We start from the raw sequence: 23,055 nt of genomic DNA, 5'->3' as shown, positions 1-23,055 counted from the left end.
AGGACTAAAGCCCACTTTCGCTGATCAGGGCATCTAGGCGTTGGCTGGCTAAGTCAATTTCGGCCAACACATCTTTGTCGGTCGCGCCGTGAATGTCTTCGCCGCCGTAATAAATGGATACACTGGCCAAGGTGTCTGAATGGATCAGGTAATAGACCAAGTTGTCCAGCAACATGCCGGAATCCACATACAAGGCGCTGATGTCATCAGCATCACTCGAAGGTGATGGGGTGGGGGCAAGGTCGTTGGATGTTAAAAGAACGTCCAGCTTTTTGCGAAACGCGGTCATGGCCCCTTTGGGTCCAACGGATGTGTCCACGCTGGGATTGGGCTTTAAATCGCGCAGCCCTTGGATCCATTCGTCTTCAAGGGCAATGTTGGCGGACAAAACCAAAATGATTTCATTGATGTTTTGCCAAACACGGGAAAGATTGTTTGTTGTCAATCGGATGGTGTCGGATTGACCAACCGGACCTGCGTCCTGTTCGGCGGCACTGGATATCCCGCTTGCCAAGCTGGTGACGATGGCAAGCGAAACGATGATGAATCGTTTGAGCATGAATTCCCCCATTTAACCCCAAGGCACTTTAGGTTTGGCGCCCATTTATGTGCCTTGTGGACAACCGTGAACTCCCCGTTCCGGATGTCTTTTGTTATCTTCAAGTGCGCCGTACTTCGCGCACTTAAAAACAATTCCAATATAATCCATATGTCATATACATATAGCAAAGATTTTCAAGGCTGTAATGACAAATCTCATGTGTTGAATTGTTGTGGCCCGTTCCGTCGTAAATCTGTCAGTCCTGGTGTGGCTTTTTGCCACGGGTGACTTGCTCTTCGCCGCCGAGAGCCTTAGAAAGTCCGCTAACGTTTGTTCCTCACCCATGTGCTATATAAGACGGGTGAGATTCGCCACATCTTTATCCAACAGCTTCTAAGGCATTCAGTCATGGCAGGCCATTCCCAGTTTAAGAACATCATGCACCGCAAGGGCGCGCAGGATCAAAAGCGTGCCAAGGTTTTTGCAAAGCATGCCCGTGAAATTTTTGTTGCGGCAAAAATGGGCATGCCGGACCCCGCGATGAACCCGCGCTTGCGCGGTGCCATATTGGCCGCGCGTGCGGTCAATATGCCCAAAGACAACATTGATCGCGCCATCAAAAAGGCCGAAGGCGGCGACGGTGAAAACTATGAAGAGGTGCGTTACGAAGGCTATGGCCCGAACGGTGTGGCGGTGATCGTCGAAGCGTTGACCGATAACCGCAACCGCACCGCGTCTGAAGTTCGTTCAACCTTCACCAAGCATGGTGGAAATTTGGGCGAAACGGGTTCGGTCGGCTTTATGTTTGAACGCCGAGGCTACCTTGAATACGCGCTGTCCGTCGCCGACGCCGACACCATGTTTGAAGTCGCCCTTGAAGCCGGTGCGGCGGACGTGGAATCGGACGATGAAAGCCATGCCATCAGCACCGCACCCGACGATTTTGCCGCTGTCCGCGATGCCTTGGTGGAAAAGTTCGGCGATCCGCTGGAAGCGCGTTTGGACTGGAAGCCCAACATGACCACCGATTTGGACGAGCAAGCGGCTTCCACCATGTTCAAACTGATCGACGTGCTGGAAGACAACGATGATGTGCAGAGCGTATCGTCCAATTTTGCCGTGTCCGATGAGGTTCTGGCAAAGTTGAGCGCTTGAGGCTCTGAAGGGTTGTTTGAAGGGGAACGAAGACGCATGCGCATCATCGGCATCGATCCGGGATTGCAACGCACCGGTTGGGGCGTCATTGATGCGCGGGACAATCGTTTGAGCTTCGTCGCCGAAGGCACCATCACGTCCAGCCCAAAGGCGGCGCTGGCGGATCGTTTGATGGAACTGCACGACGGCTTGGTTCGGGTGATTGAATTGTGGAAACCGGAACAAGCCGCAGTCGAAGAAACCTTCGTCAACAAAAACCCAACGTCCACTTTAAAGTTGGGTCAAGCGCGCGGCATTGCGTTGTTGGTTCCGGCGCGTCTTGGCTTGGCGGTGGGGGAATACACCCCCAACATGGTGAAAAAAAGCGTTGTGGGCGCAGGCCATGCAGCCAAGGAACAAGTCCAGATGATGGTTAAAACCTTGCTGCCCGGTTCGGGCGGCGGCGGGCCGGACGCGGCGGATGCCTTGGCGGTGGCGATTTGTCATGCCCACCTCACGGAAACCCAATCGCGCATCAACGCAGCGGGGGGCGGGCGATGATTGCTCTGCTGAAAGGCCTCATTGAAGAAGTGGGTGATGGCTGGGCCATTGTCGACGTCAACGGCGTTGGTTATTTGGTGTTTTGCTCGGCGCGCACCCTGGGTCGATTGGGCGTTGGCGAAGCGGCGACGGTGCACATCGAAACCCATGTGCGTGAAGACCACATCCACCTGTATGGCTTTGTCGATACCGGTGAGCGCGAATGGTTCAAGTTGCTGACCACCGTGCAAGGGGTGGGCGCAAAGGTAGCGCTGGCGATTTTGTCGGTGCTGTCGTCCGATGAACTGACCCATGCCATCGCTGCCCAGGATAAAGCCCAAGTGGGGCGCGCCAACGGTGTCGGTCCTAAACTGGCCGGGCGCATCGTCACCGAGCTCAAAGACAAAGTCGCAGCTCTGGCCTTGGGCGCGGGTGCGGGCCTCAAAGGGGTAAAAGCTTCCGTTTCCGCGCCCAGCGGCGCGACCAGTGATGCCCTGCGCGATGCGGTATCGGCGCTGGTAAATCTGGGCTACTCACCGTCCGATGCGCTCACCGCCGTCAGTCATGCGGCGTCGAAAGCGGGCGAGGGCGCGGGCGTTGAAGTCTTGATCAAAGGCGGCTTGGCCGAGTTGGGACCTAAGGATCACGGCCGATGAGCGATGATGAAGATCTGATGTACGACGGCGAACGCGACGAAGATGGGCGCCTATTAGCCCCCGAAGCGGGCGCGCGCGATGGCGCGGATTACGCCCTGCGCCCAACGTCACTGGAAGAATTCGTCGGCCAACACAAAGTCCGTGAAAATCTGGCGGTGTTTATCCAGGCGGCGCGGGAACGCGCTGAATCCATGGATCACACCTTGTTTTACGGTCCGCCCGGTTTGGGTAAAACCACCTTGGCGCAGATTGTGTCGCGGGAGCTGGGGGTGGGGTTTCGCGCCACGTCCGGCCCGGTGGTGGCCAAAGCTGGCGATTTGGCCGCGATTTTGACCAATTTGCAGCCCCGCGATGTGTTGTTCATTGATGAAATTCATCGCCTCAATCCGGTGGTTGAAGAAATTCTTTATCCGGCCATGGAAGACTTTCAGCTGGATCTGATCATCGGCGAAGGCCCTGCCGCACGCTCGGTGCGTATCGACCTGCCGCCGTTCACGCTGATCGGGGCCACCACCCGCTCGGGTTTGATCTCGACGCCGCTGCGCGATCGCTTTGGCATTCCGTTGCGGCTGCAATTTTATTCACCAGAAGAACTGGTCGGCATCGTGCAGCGCGGTGCCCAGTTGCTGGGCATCGAAATGACCGAAGACGGGGCGATGGAAATTGCCAAACGTTCACGGGGAACACCGCGGGTCGCCGGGCGTTTGTTGCGTCGAGTGCGTGATTTCGCCACAGTCGCCGGACGCGCGGTCGTGGATGCGGTGGCCGCCGATGGCGCGTTGCAGCGCTTGGATGTGGACAAAGCCGGGCTCGACAATATGGATCGGCGCTATCTGTCGTGCATCGCCGACAACTACGGCGGTGGTCCGGTGGGGGTGGAAACCTTGGCCGCCGCCTTGTCCGAACAGCGCGACACCATCGAAGACGTGATCGAACCCTATTTGATCCAGCAAGGTTTTTTGATGCGCAGTCCGCGTGGCCGGATGTTGACCGCCCAGGCCTATAATCATTTGGGTCTGAAAGCCCCCAAAGTCGTCAGCCAATTGAACCTCCTTGAGGATGATGCGGATGTCGGCTGATATGGCGGGACGCGTAGAAGGCACCACGTTCATCTTTCCGGTGCGAGTCTATTACGAAGACACGGATGCGGGCGGGGTGGTTTATTACGCCAATTACCTGAAATTCGCCGAGCGCGCGCGCTCGGAAATGCTGCGTCATCTGGGCATCGAAAATTCAACTTTGCAAGAACAGGACGAAATTGCTCTGGTCGTGCGCAAGGTGGAAGCGGAATATTTATCGCCTGCCAAGCTCGATGATTTACTCGAAATTCATTTGTCTCTGACTAAAGTCGGCGGGGCGTCGATCGACGGCGTTCAGTTGGTTATGCGTGGTGACGAGGTGTTGGTGCGCATACGCATCAAAATCGGCTGTATGAAATTATCTGGTGGCGCGCAAAGATTGCCCGAAAAAACCCGCAATCTTCTGCGAACCTTCGAAAACTCCAATTGATCTAAGAGGACTGGGACCAAACTATGGAAGGCAGTGTTATCGATGCAGTGACCCTTGGCGGGTCTGTTGGCGCCCCCGATTTTTCCATGATGTCGTTGTTTTTACGAGCGGATTGGGTGGTCAAGAGCGTCATATTGATGCTGGTGGTGGCTTCAGTTTGGTGCTGGGCGATCATCTTTGAAAAAATGACCAGTCTGAAAAAACTGAATCGTCAGGCCAACAGCTTTGAAAAAAACTTTTGGTCTGGGCAAAGTCTCGACGTCATATATGACGCCATCGGTAACCAGCCAAAGGACCCCATGGGGGCCGTGTTTGTGTCGGCCATGCGCGAATGGCGCCGCGCCACTGAAAAAGGCCATGTGAAATCCAGCCTGGCCAGTACGTCCTTGGCGGAGCGGATCGAGCGCGTCATGCACATCACCGTCTCGCGCGAAATGGAACGGGTCGAACGCTACATGACGTTTTTGGCGTCCACGGGCTCAACCGCGCCGTTCGTTGGGTTGTTCGGCACGGTGTGGGGCATCATGAATTCGTTCCAGTCCATTGCGGTGTCTAAAAATACCTCCTTGGCGGTGGTGGCACCGGGTATTGCGGAGGCGCTGTTCGCCACGGCTCTGGGTCTGCTTGCGGCCATTCCGGCGGTGTTGGCCTACAACAAGCTGTCGCGTGATTTGGAACGCTACACCAGCCGTTTGGATGGTTTTGCGGTCGAGTTTTCGGCCATTTTATCGCGCCAAATGGAAGATAAGGGCTAACGTTCATGGCTGGAATGCTTCAAGGCTCCAAACGTCACACCTTCGGTCACGCGAAACGTCGCCCGCCGATGGCGGACATCAACGTCACGCCGATGGTGGACGTGATGCTGGTCTTGCTGGTGATATTCATGGTCACCGCGCCGCTGTTGACCGTAGGCGTACAGGTGGATCTGCCCAAAACCAAAGCCAAAGCCATTGCAGGCTCGGATGAGCCGTTGGCGGTCAGCATCGACAAAGACGGCAATGTCTACGTCCAAGACACGCAAATGGAACTGGACGCCGTGGTGCCGCGCTTGCAGGCCATTTCCAACAACAATCCCGAGGTGCGAATCTTTGTTCGTGGGGATGCCAATGTCGATTACGGCAGCGTCATGCAGGTGATGGGGGTTCTCAACGCGGCGGGCTTTTCCAAGGTGGCGCTGATCACCACCCAACAGCATGGTTCGGCCACGCCGAAACCAACCGCGCAAAAGAAAAAGAAATAGGGGCAGCTCGACTTGTTTCGCAATGTCACCTTTTCGGTTTTGTTTCACGTGGCCTTGGTGGTCATGGCTTACGTTGGCTTGCCGTCGTTTCACACCCGGGACGACTTCAAAGATATTCCCATTACGGTGGAAATCGTAACGGTTAGCGACGCAACCAATTTGCCGACCAAACCGAAAAAACCGGAACCGAAAAAGGAAGAGGTGAAGGCCGAGCCGGAACCGACGCCCACGACGCCCTCACCGCCACCCGCGCCGAAAGGCTCGGTCGAACAGCCGCCGGCACCGGAACCCGTGCCCGAACCGGTGGAAGAAAAGGCCGCTTTGATCGTCAACCCGGAGCCCAAACCGAAAAAAGAGGCCAAGCCCAAACCGGAACCAAAGGAAGAGCCGAAAAAAGTCGAAAGTAAAAAACGTGCCCCCACGCCCATTCCACCGCGCAAGCCCAAAGCGCCCGATCAGTTTGCGTCGGTGCTGAAAACGCTGGAAGAGCTGAAGACTGCGCCGCGCGAGGACAAGAAAGAAGACGACAAGGCCAAACCCAAACGTGATTTTGCGTCGATGATGGAAAATGCTTTGGAAAGCGATAAAGCGCGCACCGATGTCGGCCCGGAAATGACCATCAGCGAAATCGATTTGGTCCGCCAGCAGATCCAGCGGTGTTGGAATATGCCGGCCGGGGCGAAAGATGCTCAAACCATGATTATTTCTATTCGTTTGGCGATGAATCCCGACGGTACCGTGCAGCAGGCGCGTATTTTGGACCAAGCGCGGATGGGCAGTGACCCGTTTTACCGCACCATGGCCGAAAGTGCTTTGCGCGCAACACTGGACCCTCGCTGCCAACCGTTTAGACTGCCTCTTGAAAAGTTCGACCGTTGGAAAAATATGAAGCTCACCTTTGATCCTAGGGATATGCTCGGTTTATGACACATAGATTTTTTGCCCGTTTTGCCTGTTCTGCCTGCGCACTTGCGTTTTTGGCGACGATTTTCGTCGCTGTTGAGGCGCGCGCCGAGTTGGAAATCGACATCACCCGCGGGGTGGCTGAACCGATGCCTTTGGCGGTCACGGATTTTTATGGCGAAGGCCAAGGGGAAAAGAAATTCGGCGCCAACATTGCGAGCGTCATCGCGGCGGATTTGGAACGCTCTGGATTGTTTCGTCCCATCGATCCAAAAGCCTTCATTCAAGATGTGGCCAGTTTGAACGTACTGCCGCGTTTTGGCGATTGGCGCATCATCAGCGCCCAGGCGTTGGTGCAAGGACGGGTCGAAATGACCGTGGATGGGCGTTTGCGGGTTGAATTTCGCCTGTGGGACGTGTTGGCAGAAAAGCAAATGGTGGGCTTGGCGTATTTCACCATTCCCAGCAATTGGCGCAGTGTCGCGCACATCGTCTCGGATGCCATATACAAACGCATCACCGGCGAAAGCGGCTATTTTGATACCCGTATTGTCTATATCGCGGAAGCCGGGCCCAAAACCAAACGCGTCAAACGTTTGGCGATTATGGATCAAGACGGCGAACGCCATCAGTTTTTGACAACCGGCACAGACCTGGTTTTGACCCCTCGGTTTTCACCGACTCTGCAAGAAATCACCTATTTGTCCTATTTTAAGGGCGTGCCGCGGGTTTACATCTTCAACATCGACAGCGGCCGTCATGAAATTTTAGGTGATTTTCCGGGCATGACCTTTGCGCCGCGTTTCTCCCCGGATGGAAAGTCGGTCATCTTTTCCATGTCCAAAGCGGGCAATTCAGAAATTTACGTCATGGATTTGGCCACCCGTTCGGTGCGTCAATTGACCAACCATTCTGCCATCGATACGTCGCCTTCCATGGCACCGGATGGAAAAAAAGTGGTGTTTAACTCGGACCGTTCGGGGTCGCAGCAGTTGTATGTGATGTCGTCCAGTGGGGCGGATCCCACCCGTATCAGTTTTCAAAAGGGCCGATACGCCACCCCGGTGTGGTCGCCGCGCGGCGACTTGATCGCCTTTACCCGGATCTATAACGGTGAGTTTTATATCGGCGTGATGCGTCCCGACGGGGCCGGAGAACGGCTGATAACCAAGGGATTCTTGGTTGAAGCGCCCACGTGGGCACCCAATGGGCGGGTCTTGATGTTCTTTCGCCAAGACCCCAGCGACCAGTATGGACGGGGCGGAAAAACGCGTATTTACTCCATCGATATTACCGGACACAACGAACGCGAAGTCATAACACCAGAAGATGCATCCGATCCAGCATGGTCCCCCTTGATTCACAACAACTAACGGCATATAGTCCCATATGGAAAAAGTTAATAATTCCAGTGGTCAGTTACGAATGAGTTAAGGATTAACCATAGATACAGTCATGGATCAGCGAATGGTCCACCAAGAGCCAGTATGTCTTGGATAACCGTACATGAATGCTCGTTGTGTGCCGGAAACGGCGCATATTGAGTGTTCAACATATCACCTCCGCCCTTTTTAAAGGGCACTCCAATGAATGGGAGATACCAATGCGTTTCAAAATTGTGAGCCTGATTGCCGTTGCGGGCGTGGTCGCTGCTTGCGGCACCGCTCCGACTTCTGAAACGGCTTCGACGTCCGGCGATGGTTCAGCTACGACTTCTCAGCCGAAAATCATGCCGGGTTCTGCCGATGACTTAAGGGTCAATGTCGGTGACCGTGTGTTCTTTGCTTTCGATCGTTATGAATTGACGGCAGAAGCACGTGCGACATTGCAAAAACAAGCTGCGTGGATGCTTGCCAACAGCAACGTTAACGTGACCATCGAAGGTCACTGTGACGAACGCGGCACACGTGAATACAACCTTGCACTGGGTGATCGTCGCGCAAATGCCGCTGCTGATTACCTGATGACGTTGAATGTACCGTCAACGCGTATCTCTACCATTTCTTATGGTAAAGAACGTCCGGTTGACCCTGCATCCACCGAAGCGGCATGGGCTCAAAACCGCCGTTCCGTTACGGTTGTTAAATAAGCCAACGGCAATTTTGCATTCAATTTTATGAGTGCGAACCTGTCGGGTGTTTAAGTAAGTGTTGGGGTGTCTGTCCGATCCGGTATGTCCGGGTATGGGCGGGCGCCCCTTCTCTTTGAGCCCTTGCTTTTTGTGCCCTAATTTCGCCGAAAATGCCGCCCATGATCACGCCCATGACCTCGCTTGTGGCCTTGTGGCGTAGACTTTTGTGCCCATAGCACTATAAAGGCACGGCTTTTGTCAATTTGAACGCATAAGATACAACAATCGGATTGCCCGCATGATCGCATATGGTTTTCGCTTTTCTCGCTCTCTTTGGGACACCCTTTCCCTCCACATGACACAACGGAGCCTTGTCGGGGCGGTGCTGTTGGCAGCCCTTGCTTGGCCCGTGACGCCGGTTTGGGCACAAAGCACGGACATGCAAATTTTGTTGGATCGTATGGAGCGACTTGAGCGCGATATCCGCACCTTGAACCGCCAGATCGCCCGAACACCCCAATCTGCCTCGCAAACGAGTGATCAATCAGCCGCAGCATCACAAAATGCCTCCGCCCTGGACTTCAACCCGAACGAAGGCGCTTTGTCGCGCTTCACCGTGCGGTTGTCGGCCCTGGAAGGCGAAGTTCGTCAAGCCACCGGGCAGGCGGAATCCATGTCTTATCGCATCGATCAACTGACGGAACGCCTAGATACCTTGGTTCAGGGCCTGAATGCGCGCTTTAGTCGTTTGGAAGGTACACAGCCTGCGGGGGGCAACCCGCTCTGGGTGGCTTAGAGCCAACGCGGCCTGGTGTTTCCACGGCCCCGTCCATTGGCGGCGTATCCAAAGTTGGGGAAATGCCTCCGCCAACGGAGATGAGCGCCTCACGCGAACGGGGCACGGTGGATAAAAACGGTGTCTATACGCCACCCAAATCAGCGATCAGCACTTTGGGCAGTGTTTCCAAAAACAAACTCGAACAGGTGGTTGAGCCAGATGGTGAGGCCGATTCTGGAGGGGCTGGGGCCGGGGCCGCAGCGTCTTCGACGCCGAAAACACTGGACGCCGCGACGCCACCCGCTGTGGCCGGTTCCGTGTTGCCTGCCGGCACGCCGCGCGAACGCTATCAATATGCTTTTGGACTGATGAGCCAAGCGCGTTATGACGAAGCCGAGGCCGCGCTGAAAGAATTTATTGGCGCACATGGCACCGATCCTCTGGTGGGCAATGCGCGCTATTGGCTGGGCGAAACGTACTATGTGCGCAACAATTATATGGATGCGGCACAGACATTTTTCCAAGCCTATAAAACCGCGCCCGATGGCTCCAAAGCGCCCGATAGTCTGTTGAAACTGGGCATGGCCATGGCGAGCTTGGACAAACCCGAAGAGGCCTGTGCGACGTTCGGCAAGTTGCGTAAAGAATATACGGACTTAAAACCGAGCATCGAAAAAGCCCTTAACCGCGAAACCAAGCGTCTCAAATGCCAATAACGGCGCGCTCAATCGCGCATTGAGGAACGGATGCCAGACGGCCCACATCAGTTCTTAGGACTTGAGCCAGAAGCGTTTGCTCGGCTGATGGCGGCGTGTGGTCTCTCGTTCGAAACGCCCGCCCTTGCTAACCCCCGTCAAATCTGCGTGGCGGTTTCCGGAGGTGCCGACAGTCTGGCTTTGTCTTTACTGACCCATCACTGGGGCCAGGAAAACGCCGTCAAAGTCATTGCCTTAACGGTTGATCATGGCTTGCGCAAAGGCTCAGATACGGAGGCCCAGCAGGTTGGCGCATGGTTGAACGCCTGGGGTCTGGAACACCATATCCTCCCCTGGACAGACGGTGCGGTCGTGCACAGCCGCGTGCAGGAACGCGCCCGCGATGCGCGCTATGCATTGATGACCCAGTGGTGCACGGGCCACGGCATTCGCCACCTTTTGCTGGCTCATCACCAAGAAGACCAGGCCGAAACGGTCCTGATGCGATTGAAAAAAGGCTCCGGCTTGTTGGGCTTGGCGGGCATGGCGCGGGTGCGTCATGTGCCCCTTCATGTGTCCGGTGAGACGGGGGGCAGTGTTCAGATTGTGCGTCCGCTGTTGGCGGTGTCCAAAGCCCAATTGCGTGAAACCTTGCGCGCTCAGGGCCAAGAATGGATAGAAGACCCGTCTAACGCGAATCTCGCCTTTGAACGGGTGCGCACGCGTCACTTGTTGGCGCACCTTGAAGGAGAAGGCGTTTCAGCGGCCCGCTTGGCCGGGGCGGCCAGGGCCATTGCTCGGGTGCGGGATGTCTTGGAAAGGGCGGCTGAAGACGTGATGAGCACAAGCGTGTCGGGTGATTGCGTAAAACGGATTGCGGCAAAACCCTTTTTGGCGGCTCCCCTAGCCGTGCAGAGCCTTGCATTGGCGCGACTGTTGGCAGAGGTGGGCGGTGGGCGTTATGGCCCAAGCCCGGACAAAATGACCCGTTTGCTGGGCTGGATGGCGCGTCACAAGGGCAGTGTGAAAACAGATCCCGCCCGAACATTGGCGGGGTGCGAGGTGCGCCGTACCGTCCAAAATGGGGCGGCGGGCTTTAGGGTCTCAGCGGAAGGCCCTCGCACCAGCGCTAAAAACCATCAAAAAGCGGTAATTAATTGCGAAACCGCCCTTGCCCCCAGCGGGCAAACGTCTTACATCCAAGGAGCGTTGAAAGCCACGGCGCAGAGGCTTGAGTAAGCGTTGTGCGGGCTTTTTAAAGATTGAGCCAACTGTTCGGTCGTAATTGGTGTGATCTTAGTCGAATGTGGCTTTTATCGTGCTATAGTGGCCTCGTCGTTGTGATTTTTACAAAGATTTCGCTCGTATGAGCATCAGGTAAGGAACCGACCTTGAATTTTAGCAGAAACATCGTGTTCTGGGTCATCATCGGCTTTTTGCTGTTTGCCTTGTTTAATTTATTTCAAGGCTCGCAACAACAGGCCAACCAGACCTCCCTCACGTATTCGGACCTTTTGGACTCTGTCGCCAGCGGCGAAGTTCGTGAAGTCACCATTAAGTCCGGAAAAACGGGTACGGCGGTGACGGGCATGATGTCCGACGGGCGCGCATTCACCAGTTACGCCCCGGACGATCCTGCGTTGGTTTCGACCTTGACCAAGGCCGGTGTGCGTATCAAGGCGGCTCCGTCCGAAGACGGCCAGTTCTCGCTGATGGGTATGTTGGTGTCTTGGTTCCCGTTCTTGATCTTGATCGGGGTGTGGATTTTCTTGTTCAAGCAGATGCAGGGCGGTGCCGGTGGCAAAGCCATGGGCTTTGGCAAATCCAAGGCCAAATTGCTGACCGAAAAACAGGCCGGGTGACGTTTGAAGATGTCGCGGGCATTGATGAGGCCAAGCAAGAACTAGAAGAAGTCGTCGACTTCCTGAAAGACCCTCAAAAATTCCAACGTCTTGGCGGCAAGATCCCCAAGGGCTGCCTCTTGGTGGGCCCTCCGGGCACGGGTAAAACCCTGTTGGCGAGAGCCATCGCGGGTGAAGCCAATGTGCCATTCTTCACCATTTCAGGTTCCGATTTTGTTGAAATGTTTGTTGGTGTCGGTGCATCACGTGTGCGCGACATGTTCGAACAGGGCAAGAAGAACGCGCCGTGCATCATCTTTATCGATGAAATTGACGCTGTGGGTCGCCATCGTGGCGCAGGCCTGGGCGGCGGCAATGATGAACGCGAACAGACTTTGAACCAGTTGCTGGTCGAAATGGATGGTTTTGAATCCAACGAAGGCGTGATCTTGATCGCGGCCACCAACCGTCCCGATGTGTTGGACCCGGCGCTGTTGCGTCCCGGTCGTTTCGATCGTCAGGTCACCGTGCCCAATCCCGATATTTTGGGCCGTGAGAAAATTCTCAAAGTGCATATGGCGAAGGTGCCGTTGGCTCCCGACGTTGTGGCGCGCACCATTGCCCGCGGCACACCCGGATTTTCCGGCGCTGACTTGGCCAACTTGGTGAACGAAGCCGCCTTGCTGGCAGCTCGTTCCGGCAAGCGAGTCGTGACCATGGCCGATTTCGAAGCCGCTAAAGACAAAGTTATGATGGGCACCGAACGTCGCTCCATGGTGATGACGGATGACGAAAAGAAGCTGACCGCATATCATGAGGCGGGTCATGCCTTGGTCGGTATTCACATGCCCAAATCCGATCCCTTGCACAAGGTCACCATCATTCCGCGCGGTCGTGCGTTGGGTGTGACCATGAGTCTGCCGGAACGCGATCAATACACGTTCTCTCGCGTGCAGTTGAAATCCAAACTGGCGATGATGTTTGGTGGTCGAATTGCGGAAGAATTGATCTTCGGCGTGGACAACATCACCACCGGGGCCGGCAATGACATCCAACAGGCCACTGGCATGGCGCGCCGCATGGTGACCGAGTTTGGTTTTTCCGAAAAGTTGGGACCGCTGCGCTATTCCGATAACGACGAAGAAATCTTCCTGGGTCACAGCGTGACGCAGCACAAGAACGTGTCCGAAAAAACCGCCAATTTGATTGACGAAGAAGTGCGCGCATTGATCGACGAGGCCGAAGGCCGCGCTCGGCAGATTTTGACCGATCATAAAGATCAACTGGAAACGGTCGCTCAGGCTTTGTTGGAATACGAAACCTTGTCCGGCGAAGAGGTCAATGGATTGGTCAATGGGATCGCCATCCATCGTCCCGATCCGGACGATACGCCGTCGGACGGTGGGCGCAAAGCCTCTGTGCCGACGTCTGGCAAGGGTGCGGCAAAAGAAAAGAAGGATGCCTCTTCTGGCGGCATCGGGGCCGCTCCGCAGCCGGAAGGCTAGGACTTAAAAAGACAGCGACAAAGCCCCGTCTCGATCACGCGCTGTGATCATCAGGCGGGGCTTTGTGCTTTAAGGGGGATCATGACCAAAGTATTTGCAGGGTTTGCGTTGGACCGCCCGTTGATCATGGGCATCGTTAATGCGACTCCCGACAGCTTTTCCGATGGCGGCGATGCGTTTAGCCTCGATGACGCGGTGGAGCGGGGGCTCAACTTGATGCGCGATGGTGCCGACATCATCGACGTGGGCGGTGAAAGCACCCGCCCCGGCGCTGAGCCCGTCAGCCTTGACGAAGAAATCCGCCGTACCGTTCCAGTCATCAGCCGATTGTGTGAGGCAGGCGCGTGTGTGTCCATCGATACTCGCCACGCCCTGGTGATGGAAGCGGCCCTGGCGGCGGGCGCAGAAATCATCAATGACGTCACCGCGCTGACGGGGGATGCGCGCTCTTTAGACGTTGCGGCACGCTCAACGGCAGCCATTATTTTGATGCACATGCAAGGCACGCCGGGCACCATGCAAACGGCGCCCGAGTACGACGACGCCCCCCGGGAAGTGCTGGCGTATTTGACCGAACGGGTGCAAGTCTGCGAAGCCGCGGGCATTGAGCGTTCGCGTTTGGCGCTTGATCCCGGTATCGGCTTTGGCAAAACCACCGCCCACAATCTGCAAATTCTGAAAAACCTGGACGCCTATCGTCATTTGGACATGGCGATGGTGTTGGGGGTGTCGCGCAAACGCTTTATCGGCGAGATTTCTGGTGAAGCCGTGGCCAAGAAACGCCTGGCCGGGTCCATCGCAACGGCGCTGTGGGGGATTGAGCAGGGCGTAAACATCATGCGCGTTCACGACGTCGCTGAAACCAAACAGGCTTTGGATGTCTACACCGCCATAGCCCGAGTGCATTAACATTTAACCTGAAAAGAACGGTAATGAAAATTTACCCCCATTTAAGGGCACTTGATTTAAAATCCGATTCCTTTCTTTGATTCCTTTTTTTGATTCTTAGCCATAGATGACACCATGACACGTAAGCTTTTCGGCACCGACGGCATTCGCGGCACCGCCAACATTCATCCCATGACCGCCATGACCGCCTTGATGGTTGGCCAAGCGGCGGCGTTGCATTTTAAGCGCGGTGATCATCGCCATCGGGTGGTGATTGGCAAGGACACACGTTTGTCCGGTTATATGATCGAAAATGCGTTGACCTCCGGTTTTTTGTCGTGCGGCATGGATGTGGTGCTGGCAGGCCCGGTGCCGACTCCGGCGGTGGCGATGCTGACTCGTTCGTTGCGCGCGGATTTCGGGGTCATGATCTCCGCCTCGCNAACCCCTATCAAGACAACGGCATTAAGTTTTTTGGTCCAGATGGCTTTAAGCTATCAGATGAGGTTGAGGCCGACATCGAAGCCCGCCTCGTCACCGATATGGCCCCGGATCTGGCCGATGCTTCCATGCTGGGGCGCGCCAAACGCCTGGACGACGTGGTGGGACGCTATACGGAATATGTCAAACAGACTTTCCCCAAGGGTGCGTCTTTGGAAGGTCTTAAAATCGTCATCGATTGCGCCAACGGCGCGGCTTACAAAGTGGCCCCTGAAGTGTTGTGGGAGCTGGGCGCCGAGGTGATTAAAATCGGTGTTTCACCCAACGGCTTCAACATTAACGACGGTTGCGGTTCGACCTCAACCGACACCATGCAAAGTGCCGTTGTCACCCATGGTGCGGACATTGGCATTGCCTTGGATGGCGATGCGGACCGGGTCTTGATTGCGGACGAAAAAGGCCAGTTGGTGGACGGCGATCAATTGATGGGTTTGATCGCATCGGACTGGAATACAAAGGGGCTTTTGACGGGTGGTGCCGTGGTGGCAACCGTGATGTCAAACTTGGGCCTGGAGAAATATTTGCTGGGCAAGGGCATTGGCCTGACGCGGACCCTGGTTGGTGATCGTTATGTGGTCGAAGAAATGCGCCGTTCCGGTTGCAATGTCGGGGGCGAGCAATCGGGGCATATCGTGTTGGGCGATTACGCCACCACGGGCGATGGCTTGATGGCGGCTTTGCAAGTTTTGGCGGTGCTCATCAGCTCGGACAAACCGGCGTCGGTAGCCTGTCGCTTGTTCGACCCGTTCCCTCAAGTCTTAAAAAATGTGCGCTATCAAGGTGCGTCACCGCTTGACCAGCCCGGCGTAGAAAAGGCCATCCAAGATGCCGAAAAACGTTTGCAAGGGAGCGGGCGGGTGTTGATCCGTAAATCGGGGACAGAGCCGTTGATTCGGGTGATGGCGGAAGGCGAAGACGATGCCTTGGTGTCCGATGTCGTTGATGAGTTGGTTGAATTGATCAGCGCAGCAGCGGTGTCCTGAGCATGCACGGGCGGGTACTGATCATTGCCGGTTCAGACAGTGGCGGCGGTGCGGGCATTCAAGCCGACATCAAAACCGTCACCGCGTTAAACGGTTTTGCGATGACGGCCATTACCGCGCTTACGGCGCAAAACACCTTGGGCGTTCACGGTGTCCACGCGGTGCCGACTGAATTTATCACCCAGCAAATCGAGGTGGTGCTGAGCGACCTGGGCGCTGACGCCATCAAAATCGGTATGCTGCATCGTGCCGACGTGATCCATGCCGTGGCCGATGCGCTTGAGGCCTGGGGCGAGGCGATCCCTTTGGTTCTTGATCCGGTGATGGTGGCCAAGGGGGGGCATGCGTTGTTGCAAGAAGAAGCGGTGCAGGCGTTGAAAGACCGTCTTTTGCCCCGTGCAACCTTGCTCACCCCCAACGTGCCCGAGGCCGAAGCCCTGACCGGGAAGACCATAACGGCCGTTTCAGACTTCGGCCCGGTCGGCGATAAGTTGGCGCGCATGGGGGCCAAGGCCTCTTTGATCAAGGGCGGGCATTTGTCTCGCGACCTTGCAAACAATGACATGGTGACGGATCTTTTGTGGCGCGATGGATTTCACGCCGAGGTGTTTCAAAGCCACTGGATTGAAACCAAAGATACCCACGGAACCGGGTGCACGCTGGCGTCGGCGATTGCGTGTGGGTTGGCGCAAGGCCTGGATTTGGTCAAAGCGGTTCTGCGCGCCCGCGCCTATGTTCATCAAGCCATTGTCAGCGCGCCGGGGTATGGGGTAGGGCATGGACCCTTGAACCACGCCCACACCGTCAAATAATCATCCCTACATAACCATACTGTCTGCTGACGCGGATTGCGCTTGTACCGGATAGGCCGACAACACATCGCGCACATGGGTTAGGGCGATGCGCATCAGCTCACGGGTGGGTGCGGAGCCTAAACACAAGCGCAAAGCACGTGGTACGGTGGGTTGGGTGGTGATGAACGATTCGGGACCGGCCATAATGACGCCGCGGGTGTTCAGCTCTCGCAAGGTATCGTCGGCATAGTGTTCCGGCGGCAGGTCAAGCCACATGTGCAGGCTTGTGGGCTTGGCGGCAAAATCGAAACCTTGGAAAATTTCAGCCGCGATTGCATTGCGCGCGATCATTTCATGTCTATGCCAAGTGATGATTTCTTGGGCGACACCGCTGTTCACCCAGCGGGTGGCGATTTCCCCCATCAAGGGCGGAATCATCCATCCGGTGATTTGCACAGCGCGGGTGAGAATGGGATACAACGATTTGGGACACTTCATGAAACCAACCCGCAGTCCCGGCGACAGGCTTTTGGCAAAGCCGCTGATGTAGATGGTGTTGTCGGGGGCAAACTGGGCCAGCGGCGGGTGGCGTTGCTCGGGCTGAAAGCCGTACACATCGTCTTCGATGATGATCAAGTCGTGGCGTTTGGCGATCTCGGCGATGGCTTGCAAGCGGTCCAAGTCCATCACCGCGGTGGTGGGGTTTTGGTGGACCGGCATGATGTAGGCCGCCCGTGCACCGGTTTCGCGAATGGCGGCTTCGAAGGCATCGGGACGCATGCCCAATTCATCCATCGCCACGGGCCGCACGCGGGCGCTTAAATGCGATGCCAAAGACGTCATACCGGGATAGGTCAAATTTTCCGTCAAGATGACGTCACCCGGTTTTAAAAGGCCCAAGGCGCACGCCGCCATGGCGTGCTGCGCGCCGCTGGTCATCACCACGTCATCGGCTTCAACGTCCAGCCCGACAGTGGACATCAAATGTGCCATGGCCGTGCGATGGTGAGGAATGCCGGGGGCGGGGTTGTACAGGGTGAGAACCTCAAGCCCATCAGCCTTAGACAGTTCAGCCAAGGTATCTGCCAAGGCGGCGGTTTCCGGTCCTGGCGATGGGCGATTCATGGACAAATCAATGGTGCCGTCTTTGACGGGTTCATGCGCAATGGTGTTGTTGTTGCGGCTCATGATGTGTTGCTGAATGTCGAGCGGCATGGGGAAGAGGCGTTGTTCATGTGCAGACCCCAACACGTAGGTGCCGCTGCCGACTTTGCCGCCCGCCACATTACGCCGCTGGAGTTCCGCATAGGCCCGCGTGATGGTGCCCACAGTCACGCCCAAACGGTAGGCCAAATCCCTATGCGTGGGCAGCTTTGTGCCGGGCAAGAGGGTTTTGCTGCGAATGTCATCGCTGACGGCATCGGCAATGACCCTATATTTGGGGCCGTGACGGCCTTCTATGCTTGGTGTATACATTGTCATGGTGACAGTAATCACATTGACGCCCTATTGTGTCAAGCGTATTTAGGAATTGTCCTTAATTTTAGACGGGGAAAGACCCATGAGTAGACACAATTGTATCGATACAATGTCCGATGCCGGATTGTCGTCTTCTCTGCCCCTTTCCTGGCAGAGTTGGCTGAGTGACGGCAAAAACCTTTTGGTTTTAGAGCTGACCCGCGCCGTGGCTCGTCTTCGCGTCTGGAACCAACGTGTGCGTTCGCGCCGTCAATTGGCCGAAATGGATGAACGTTTGTTGCGTGACATTGGATTAAGCGCGGAGCAAGCTCTTCGAGAAGCAGGCAAACCGTTCTGGATGGATTGAACGTGACTGAAGCACAGACGCCACTGAGGCCATCATCAACATCGTCTTGGGCGCTGTTGATGATGCCCGGCGTGTTTGTGATGCTGTGGAGCACGGGCTTTTTGGGGGCGAAATTAGGCCTGCCCTACGTGGAGCCGTTTACCTTTCTGCTGCTCCGCTTCCTCATCCTCACCGTGATCTTGGTGGCGGCGGCTTTTGTGTTGCGCGCCCCGTGGCCGTCCACGTGGGCTGAATTTATGCGCTTGGGAATCGTCGGTTTGTTGGTCCACGGCATTTATTTGGGCGGGGTGTTTTCGTCCATCCACGCCGGCTTGCCCGCAGGCGTCGCGGCGTTGATCGTGGGCTTGCAACCGCTGCTGACAGCCGTCGGCGCAGGGCCGTTTTTGGGCGAGAAAGTTACTCCCCGTCAATGGCTGGGCCTGGCCCTTGGCTTGTTGGGCGTGGCCTTGGTGTTGGGCGAAAAGCTGCACTTTGATCAAACGGGTTTGCAGGCGACGGGGTTTGCCGTTGCGGCGCTATTTGGCATCACCGGCGGCACGATTTATCAAAAGCGCCATGGTGGTGGCATGGACTTGCGCACCGGCTCCGCCGTGCAATACGCCGTGGCTGCCGTGCCCATGGCGGTGTTGGCGTGGCTGTTTGAAAGCGGCGACATTCAGTGGAGTGGGGAGTTGATCTTCGCCCTGGGCTGGTTGGTGGTGGTGCTGTCCATCGGTGCCATATCGTTGTTATATATTTTGATCCGTCGCGGTGCGGCGTCTAAGGTGGCAAGCTTGTTTTATCTGACCCCGGCGGTGACGGCGGTGCTGGCGTGGATATTGTTTGATGAAACTTTGGCACCGCTGGCGATTGCGGGGATGGCCGTCACCGTCGTTGGCGTTGCTTTGGTGACCCAGAACCAAAATAACAAACCGAAAGGGAACAGCTTATGAAGTCCGGTACGCTCAATGCGACCATTATGGAATTGGAAGCCTCGCGGGCCATTGTGTACCGTCACATGAGACCGACCGAATCCTTTTCATGGCCGCTGCTCAGCCAGCGCACCGGGTGCACCGTGTGGATTAAACATGAAAACCACACCCCGGTCGGTGCCTTTAAAGTGCGCGGCGGTTTGGTGTATTTGACAGGTCTGAAAGCCACCCAGCCGGACTTAAAAGGGGTCATTTCGGCGACCCGTGGCAACCACGGTCAAAGCCTGGCATTTGCCGCGAAAAGATTGGGTTTGCAAGCGGTCATCGTGGTGCCCGAAGGCAACAGCCCGGATAAAAACCGCTCCATTCAAGCGCTGGGGGCCGAGCTGATTGTGCACGGCGTCGATTTTCAGGCGGCCTTGGAATACACCCAAAAGTTGGCCGAAGAACGCGGACTGTTTATGATTGGGCCGTTCGAAAAGCCTTTGTTGCGGGGCGTTGCGACGTATGCGTTGGAATTCTTTGAACAAGCGGGAAACCTGGACGCCATCTATGTGCCCATCGGCATGGGGTCTGGCATTTGCGGCCTGATTACGGTGCGCGATGCCCTGGGGCTGAAAACCGAAATCATCGGCGTGGTGGCCGAAGGGGCGCCCGCTTACGCGTTGTCGTTTGAAAAGGGCGAAGTGGTGTCCACCGAAAAAGCCGAAACCATCGCCGACGGCGTGGCGTGTCGGGTGCCCAGTCCAGAAGCTTTTGAGATCATCAAAAACGGCGCCGCGCGCGTGATCCGGGTCAGCGACGATCAGATTATGGAAGCCATGGGCGTTTACTTCACCGATACTCACAACCTGTGTGAAGGAGCGGCGGCGACGCCGTTGGCGGGCTTGCTAAAAGAAAAAGACCTGCAAGTGGGGCGCAAAATCGGCCTGATCTTATCGGGTGGCAATGCCGACAGAGATACTTATGCCGAAGTGTTGAAAAGGATAGGAGACGGTGCATGACCGAAGAACTGTTTCGCGAGGACGCTTACCTCAAATCATGTGACGCTCAGGTGGTGGCGGTATCTGACGCGGGCATCGAACTGGATCGCACTGTCTGTTATCCGTCCGCAGGCGGTCAGCCCGGCGACATCGCCATTCTGCACACCAGCGCAGGCGACGTGGCCATCACCGATACGCTCAAAGGCGACGGTCCGGGTGTCATCTTGCATGTGCCCGCTGACGGTTCTCCGCTTCCCGGTGTTGGCGACAAGGTGAATGTCGAGTTGGACTGGGATCGGCGCCACCAGCACATGCGTATGCACACGGCCCTTCATTTGTTATGTGCGCTGGTTGACGGGCAGATCACTGGCGCCCAAGTGGGAACTGATAAAAGCCGCATCGATTTCAACATCCCCGAAAGCCCCGACAAAGAGCTTTTGGAATCGGGGCTGAATAAGCTGATCGCGGAAGATCACCCAGTGCTTCAAAGCTGGATCAGCGATGCGGAACTGGATGCCCAACCGGACTTGGTGCGCTCCATGTCGGTGCAGCCGCCGCGTGGCTCGGGGCGCATCCGCATCATCGATATTGTTGATATCGACCTTCAACCGTGCGGCGGAACCCACGTCAAATCCACGGGCGAAATCGGGGCGTTGCGCATTGGTAAAATTGAAAACAAAGGCAAGCAAAACCGCCGCATCAATATCGTGTTCGACGCTTAAGGGGGCTCTATGACCGTTATATATGCCGTAGAGCCCGACCTGGGCATCGAAGATTTTCTCGCTGTTCTCCAAACCTCGACCTTGGCGGAACGCCGCCCGGTCAAGGACCTTCAACGCCTTCAAAAGATGCTCGACGGGGCGGATCTGATTGTTACCGCGCGCGATGGTCAAAAAATCGTCGGCGTTGCGCGCTGCGTTACGGATTTTTGTTATTGCTGCTACCTGTCCGACTTGGCCGTGGACGTGGCCTTTCAAGGTCAAGGCATCGGCACCCAGTTGATGAAAAGGTGCCGGGAAGAAGTTGGCCAGGAAACGACGTTTCTCTTGCTGTCGGCTCCCAAAGCCATGAGCTATTACCCCTCCGCCGGGTTGGATCGTTTTAACAATTGTTTTGGCCTCAAGCGGCCCTGGCCGGATGCGTGAGGAGACGTGATCAATGAGCACAAGGATTCCCCTTTATCAAGTCGATGCCTTTTCCAAGGCACTCTTTGCTGGCAACCCTGCGGCCGTTTGTCCGACCGAAACGTGGTTGGCGGACGACGTGATGCAAAATCTGGCGGCGGAAAACAATTTGTCCGAAACCGCCTTTGTTGTGCCCGATGCCTTAGGTGAGGCCGATTACGGTTTGCGTTGGTTTACGCCCAAGCTTGAAGTGGACTTGTGTGGTCATGCTACGTTGGCGACGGCGTGGGTGTTGTTCAACGAACGGGGCGTGGACAAAGACGTCTTGACGTTTTCAACGCAAAAAGTAGGCGTGCTCACGGTGAGCCGGGGTGAAGACGGTTTGATCAGCATGGATTTTCCCGCTTCCAAACCGACACCGGCCCTGCATCCCGATGCATTGGTGCATATCTTGGGCGGTCCGGCCTTGGATTATGGCCGTGCCCCCAACGGTATGATGTTGGCCGTTGTGGGGTCTGCGGACATTTTGCAAAATCTCAGGCCCAATTTTGGCGCGGTGATGCAATTGGGCGGCCACGGCTTGATCGTGACGGCAAAAGGCGACGCGGGCTCTGGACTTGATTTTGTGTCGCGCTTTTTCGCCCCCCAGATTGGGGTAAACGAAGATCCGGTCACCGGGGCCGCTCATACGGTCTTAACCCCATATTGGGCGCGGAGGCTGAAAAAAGACAGCTTGTGCGCCCGCCAAATATCGGCGCGTGGCGGTGACGTTTTTTGTCGTTTGGTAGGCGATCGGGTGCATATTGCGGGCCATGGTGTACTGTTCATGAAGGCAGAGGCCTGTCTTCCTGGGGCCTAAAAAAGCTGAGGTTCATTGTGCGTTCAGGTATGAGATGTCATCCTTTTGACCAGGTTAGGGTTTAAAAACGCACGCAATCGCGGTATGAATCTTGATATCTAAGCTGATCTTGTGCCTAAAACTGATTTTGAGACTGACAATGCACCTTGTTCCCGCCGCCTTTATCGCCTTTGTTTTTACGCTTTTGGCCGTGTTTCAACCGGCACAGGCGGCCAGTCTGGGCGATGATTCGCACCTTCAGCTCAAACACGTTATGGCAAGTGTGCAAAGCAAACCCGGAGGGTACACCACGCAAATTCGCCCCCTGACACCGATTTTGACGGTACCTAAGGCTGAGGATACGGCCTTTGTGTGCCAGCGTGCGCCCCGTGCCTCAGAAGCTATTTTGAATTATTTTATGAAAAACCCGGCTCCGGTCGATAAGCGCCGCAACCTCGATATTGATGCACTTAAAAAGCAGGCGAAAGACATTGCCGCCTACGTGAATAAGGCCTTTGGGCGTGATGTAGTGAGTGAGGTTTACGTCATTGAAGGGGGTAAATCCATGGGCAGCGGCGTGATGTCGCGTTTGCCGTTTGCGCAGACCCAGGGCTGTGGCCGGGTGATGGAAGAGTACGAATCCCGCATGAACCAGCTGTTGGGCGGCGAGAAAAAGTAACCATCTGGCGTAATTTTTATTATCACCCCTAGATTTTGTGAAAGAATCCATTAAGGATCACACGGTAATGTTATTCGAATGATTCGAATACGATTCCGGTGCGATTCTGTGTGCCC

Annotated in this window: 25 protein-coding genes and 2 pseudogenes; 24 read left to right on the top strand and 3 right to left on the bottom strand. The window is 56.0% G+C overall.

Annotated elements, in window-relative coordinates:
• Positions 1-4: 4 nt before the first annotated feature.
• Positions 5-559, bottom strand: coding sequence for a hypothetical protein (locus BEN30_RS03860; RefSeq protein WP_139134831.1), 555 nt, complete (start codon positions 557-559; stop codon positions 5-7).
• Positions 560-949: 390 nt separating this feature from the next.
• On the opposite strand from BEN30_RS03860, the gene BEN30_RS03855 reads away from it, so the two are divergent.
• The 15 genes and pseudogenes from BEN30_RS03855 to folP all read left to right on the top strand — a co-directional run bounded on the left by BEN30_RS03855 (position 950) and on the right by folP (position 14,322).
• Positions 950-1,696, top strand: a complete 747-nt coding sequence (locus BEN30_RS03855; RefSeq protein ID WP_069957029.1) for a YebC/PmpR family DNA-binding transcriptional regulator — start codon at positions 950-952, stop codon at positions 1,694-1,696.
• A 36-nt stretch (positions 1,697-1,732) separates the two neighbouring features.
• The gene (gene ruvC / locus BEN30_RS03850; protein ID WP_069957028.1) at positions 1,733-2,236 is read left to right on the top strand and encodes a crossover junction endodeoxyribonuclease RuvC; all 504 of its coding nucleotides are present in this window, start codon (positions 1,733-1,735) and stop codon (positions 2,234-2,236) included.
• Positions 2,233-2,871 (top strand): Holliday junction branch migration protein RuvA, encoded by a 639-nt coding sequence (gene ruvA, locus BEN30_RS03845; RefSeq protein WP_069957027.1) that lies wholly within the window; start codon positions 2,233-2,235, stop codon positions 2,869-2,871. The genes ruvC and ruvA overlap by 4 nt, the downstream gene beginning before the upstream one ends.
• 17 nt (positions 2,872-2,888) lie before the next feature.
• Entirely contained in the window at positions 2,889-3,950 is a 1,062-nt protein-coding gene (gene ruvB / locus BEN30_RS03840) for a Holliday junction branch migration DNA helicase RuvB (RefSeq protein ID WP_069957090.1), read from the top strand.
• Complete coding sequence (gene ybgC, locus BEN30_RS03835) at positions 3,940-4,380, top strand: tol-pal system-associated acyl-CoA thioesterase (protein WP_245648977.1); 441 nt, start codon at positions 3,940-3,942, stop codon at positions 4,378-4,380. The genes ruvB and ybgC overlap by 11 nt, the downstream gene beginning before the upstream one ends.
• Positions 4,381-4,403: 23 nt before the next feature.
• Positions 4,404-5,135, top strand: a complete 732-nt coding sequence (gene tolQ / locus BEN30_RS03830; protein WP_069957026.1) for a protein TolQ — start codon at positions 4,404-4,406, stop codon at positions 5,133-5,135.
• 5 nt (positions 5,136-5,140) lie between these two features.
• Positions 5,141-5,620 (top strand): protein TolR, encoded by a 480-nt coding sequence (tolR, locus tag BEN30_RS03825; protein WP_069957025.1) that lies wholly within the window; start codon positions 5,141-5,143, stop codon positions 5,618-5,620.
• A 12-nt stretch (positions 5,621-5,632) separates the two neighbouring features.
• Complete coding sequence (locus tag BEN30_RS19080; protein WP_069957024.1) at positions 5,633-6,547, top strand: energy transducer TonB; 915 nt, start codon at positions 5,633-5,635, stop codon at positions 6,545-6,547.
• Complete coding sequence (gene tolB, locus BEN30_RS03815) at positions 6,544-7,896, top strand: Tol-Pal system beta propeller repeat protein TolB (RefSeq protein ID WP_069957023.1); 1,353 nt, start codon at positions 6,544-6,546, stop codon at positions 7,894-7,896. The genes BEN30_RS19080 and tolB overlap by 4 nt, the downstream gene beginning before the upstream one ends.
• Positions 7,897-8,126: 230 nt before the next feature.
• Positions 8,127-8,612 (top strand): peptidoglycan-associated lipoprotein Pal, encoded by a 486-nt coding sequence (gene pal, locus BEN30_RS03810; RefSeq protein ID WP_069957022.1) that lies wholly within the window; start codon positions 8,127-8,129, stop codon positions 8,610-8,612.
• Positions 8,613-8,892: 280 nt separating this feature from the next.
• Positions 8,893-9,390 carry a hypothetical protein gene (locus BEN30_RS03805; protein WP_069957021.1) on the top strand — a complete coding sequence of 166 codons (498 nt, stop codon included), beginning with the start codon at positions 8,893-8,895 and terminating at the stop codon, positions 9,388-9,390.
• Positions 9,391-9,470: 80 nt separating this feature from the next.
• Positions 9,471-10,088, top strand: a complete 618-nt coding sequence (ybgF, locus tag BEN30_RS03800; RefSeq protein WP_069957020.1) for a tol-pal system protein YbgF — start codon at positions 9,471-9,473, stop codon at positions 10,086-10,088.
• Between the two features lie 30 nt (positions 10,089-10,118).
• Positions 10,119-11,306 (top strand): tRNA lysidine(34) synthetase TilS, encoded by a 1,188-nt coding sequence (gene tilS, locus BEN30_RS03795; protein WP_084004978.1) that lies wholly within the window; start codon positions 10,119-10,121, stop codon positions 11,304-11,306.
• A 152-nt stretch (positions 11,307-11,458) separates the two neighbouring features.
• Positions 11,459-13,413: pseudogene (gene ftsH / locus BEN30_RS03790) on the top strand (ATP-dependent zinc metalloprotease FtsH).
• Positions 13,414-13,494: 81 nt separating this feature from the next.
• Positions 13,495-14,322 (top strand): dihydropteroate synthase, encoded by an 828-nt coding sequence (gene folP / locus BEN30_RS03785; RefSeq protein WP_069957018.1) that lies wholly within the window; start codon positions 13,495-13,497, stop codon positions 14,320-14,322.
• 96 nt (positions 14,323-14,418) lie between these two features.
• Here the strand turns inward: folP and BEN30_RS18950 are convergent, their stop codons facing one another.
• Positions 14,419-14,565 carry a hypothetical protein gene (locus BEN30_RS18950; protein ID WP_245648983.1) on the bottom strand — a complete coding sequence of 49 codons (147 nt, stop codon included), beginning with the start codon at positions 14,563-14,565 and terminating at the stop codon, positions 14,419-14,421.
• Between BEN30_RS18950 and glmM the strand changes: the two are divergent.
• Both glmM and thiD read left to right on the top strand, forming a co-directional pair.
• A pseudogene (gene glmM / locus BEN30_RS03780) lies at positions 14,503-15,785 on the top strand (phosphoglucosamine mutase). The gene BEN30_RS18950 and the pseudogene glmM sit on opposite strands and share 63 nt — an antisense overlap.
• A gap of 2 nt (positions 15,786-15,787) precedes the next feature.
• A complete protein-coding gene (gene thiD, locus BEN30_RS03775; RefSeq protein WP_069957017.1) occupies positions 15,788-16,597 on the top strand; it encodes a bifunctional hydroxymethylpyrimidine kinase/phosphomethylpyrimidine kinase in 810 nt (269 codons plus the stop codon).
• Between the two features lie 6 nt (positions 16,598-16,603).
• Here thiD and BEN30_RS03770 read toward each other — a convergent pair whose 3' ends face one another.
• Entirely contained in the window at positions 16,604-18,061 is a 1,458-nt protein-coding gene (locus BEN30_RS03770; protein ID WP_069957016.1) for an aminotransferase-like domain-containing protein, read from the bottom strand.
• A 79-nt stretch (positions 18,062-18,140) separates the two neighbouring features.
• On the opposite strand from BEN30_RS03770, the gene BEN30_RS03765 reads away from it, so the two are divergent.
• The 7 genes from BEN30_RS03765 (at position 18,141) to BEN30_RS03735 (ending at position 22,939) form a co-directional block, all read left to right on the top strand.
• Positions 18,141-18,404 (top strand): DUF1127 domain-containing protein, encoded by a 264-nt coding sequence (locus BEN30_RS03765; RefSeq protein ID WP_211563280.1) that lies wholly within the window; start codon positions 18,141-18,143, stop codon positions 18,402-18,404.
• A gap of 2 nt (positions 18,405-18,406) precedes the next feature.
• Entirely contained in the window at positions 18,407-19,336 is a 930-nt protein-coding gene (locus BEN30_RS03760) for a DMT family transporter (RefSeq protein WP_322091066.1), read from the top strand.
• Positions 19,333-20,319 (top strand): threonine dehydratase, encoded by a 987-nt coding sequence (locus tag BEN30_RS03755; RefSeq protein WP_211563279.1) that lies wholly within the window; start codon positions 19,333-19,335, stop codon positions 20,317-20,319. Before BEN30_RS03760 ends, BEN30_RS03755 begins: the two co-directional genes overlap by 4 nt.
• A complete protein-coding gene (locus BEN30_RS03750) occupies positions 20,316-21,020 on the top strand; it encodes an alanyl-tRNA editing protein (protein ID WP_069957012.1) in 705 nt (234 codons plus the stop codon). The genes BEN30_RS03755 and BEN30_RS03750 overlap by 4 nt, the downstream gene beginning before the upstream one ends.
• A gap of 9 nt (positions 21,021-21,029) precedes the next feature.
• Positions 21,030-21,443 (top strand): GNAT family N-acetyltransferase, encoded by a 414-nt coding sequence (locus BEN30_RS03745; RefSeq protein ID WP_069957011.1) that lies wholly within the window; start codon positions 21,030-21,032, stop codon positions 21,441-21,443.
• Positions 21,444-21,456: 13 nt separating this feature from the next.
• Positions 21,457-22,281: a PhzF family phenazine biosynthesis protein gene (locus tag BEN30_RS03740; protein ID WP_069957010.1), complete on the top strand. Its 825-nt coding sequence runs from the start codon at positions 21,457-21,459 to the stop codon at positions 22,279-22,281.
• Between the two features lie 139 nt (positions 22,282-22,420).
• On the top strand, positions 22,421-22,939 hold the full coding sequence (locus BEN30_RS03735) for a hypothetical protein (RefSeq protein ID WP_069957009.1): 519 nt from the start codon (positions 22,421-22,423) through the stop codon (positions 22,937-22,939).
• Positions 22,940-23,055: the final 116 nt, after the last annotated feature.

The organism is Magnetovibrio blakemorei (assembly GCF_001746755.1).
GTDB lineage: Bacteria > Pseudomonadota > Alphaproteobacteria > Rhodospirillales > Magnetovibrionaceae > Magnetovibrio > Magnetovibrio blakemorei.
This window is presented reverse-complemented; position numbering and strand designations above follow the sequence as displayed.

What these genes read in the sequence shown, in the direction of transcription:
- tolR (WP_069957025.1), top strand. Translation starts at nt 5,141, where the DNA reads ATGGCTGGAATGCTTCAAGGCTCCAAACGTCACACCTTCGGTCACGCG.
- ybgF (WP_069957020.1), top strand. Translation starts at nt 9,471, where the DNA reads ATGAGCGCCTCACGCGAACGGGGCACGGTGGATAAAAACGGTGTCTAT.
- ruvA (WP_069957027.1), top strand. Translation starts at nt 2,233, where the DNA reads ATGATTGCTCTGCTGAAAGGCCTCATTGAAGAAGTGGGTGATGGCTGG.
- BEN30_RS03740 (WP_069957010.1), top strand. Translation starts at nt 21,457, where the DNA reads ATGAGCACAAGGATTCCCCTTTATCAAGTCGATGCCTTTTCCAAGGCA.
- folP (WP_069957018.1), top strand. Translation starts at nt 13,495, where the DNA reads ATGACCAAAGTATTTGCAGGGTTTGCGTTGGACCGCCCGTTGATCATG.
- tilS (WP_084004978.1), top strand. Translation starts at nt 10,119, where the DNA reads ATGCCAGACGGCCCACATCAGTTCTTAGGACTTGAGCCAGAAGCGTTT.
- pal (WP_069957022.1), top strand. Translation starts at nt 8,127, where the DNA reads ATGCGTTTCAAAATTGTGAGCCTGATTGCCGTTGCGGGCGTGGTCGCT.
- tolQ (WP_069957026.1), top strand. Translation starts at nt 4,404, where the DNA reads ATGGAAGGCAGTGTTATCGATGCAGTGACCCTTGGCGGGTCTGTTGGC.
- BEN30_RS03765 (WP_211563280.1), top strand. Translation starts at nt 18,141, where the DNA reads ATGAGTAGACACAATTGTATCGATACAATGTCCGATGCCGGATTGTCG.
- BEN30_RS03805 (WP_069957021.1), top strand. Translation starts at nt 8,893, where the DNA reads ATGATCGCATATGGTTTTCGCTTTTCTCGCTCTCTTTGGGACACCCTT.
- ybgC (WP_245648977.1), top strand. Translation starts at nt 3,940, where the DNA reads ATGTCGGCTGATATGGCGGGACGCGTAGAAGGCACCACGTTCATCTTT.
- BEN30_RS03750 (WP_069957012.1), top strand. Translation starts at nt 20,316, where the DNA reads ATGACCGAAGAACTGTTTCGCGAGGACGCTTACCTCAAATCATGTGAC.
- BEN30_RS18950 (WP_245648983.1), bottom strand. Translation starts at nt 14,565, where the DNA reads ATGGCGATGATCACCGCGCTTAAAATGCAACGCCGCCGCTTGGCCAAC.
- BEN30_RS03855 (WP_069957029.1), top strand. Translation starts at nt 950, where the DNA reads ATGGCAGGCCATTCCCAGTTTAAGAACATCATGCACCGCAAGGGCGCG.
- thiD (WP_069957017.1), top strand. Translation starts at nt 15,788, where the DNA reads ATGCACGGGCGGGTACTGATCATTGCCGGTTCAGACAGTGGCGGCGGT.
- ruvB (WP_069957090.1), top strand. Translation starts at nt 2,889, where the DNA reads ATGTACGACGGCGAACGCGACGAAGATGGGCGCCTATTAGCCCCCGAA.
- BEN30_RS03770 (WP_069957016.1), bottom strand. Translation starts at nt 18,061, where the DNA reads ATGACAATGTATACACCAAGCATAGAAGGCCGTCACGGCCCCAAATAT.
- BEN30_RS03860 (WP_139134831.1), bottom strand. Translation starts at nt 559, where the DNA reads ATGCTCAAACGATTCATCATCGTTTCGCTTGCCATCGTCACCAGCTTG.
- ruvC (WP_069957028.1), top strand. Translation starts at nt 1,733, where the DNA reads ATGCGCATCATCGGCATCGATCCGGGATTGCAACGCACCGGTTGGGGC.
- BEN30_RS03735 (WP_069957009.1), top strand. Translation starts at nt 22,421, where the DNA reads ATGCACCTTGTTCCCGCCGCCTTTATCGCCTTTGTTTTTACGCTTTTG.
- BEN30_RS03755 (WP_211563279.1), top strand. Translation starts at nt 19,333, where the DNA reads ATGAAGTCCGGTACGCTCAATGCGACCATTATGGAATTGGAAGCCTCG.
- BEN30_RS03745 (WP_069957011.1), top strand. Translation starts at nt 21,030, where the DNA reads ATGACCGTTATATATGCCGTAGAGCCCGACCTGGGCATCGAAGATTTT.
- tolB (WP_069957023.1), top strand. Translation starts at nt 6,544, where the DNA reads ATGACACATAGATTTTTTGCCCGTTTTGCCTGTTCTGCCTGCGCACTT.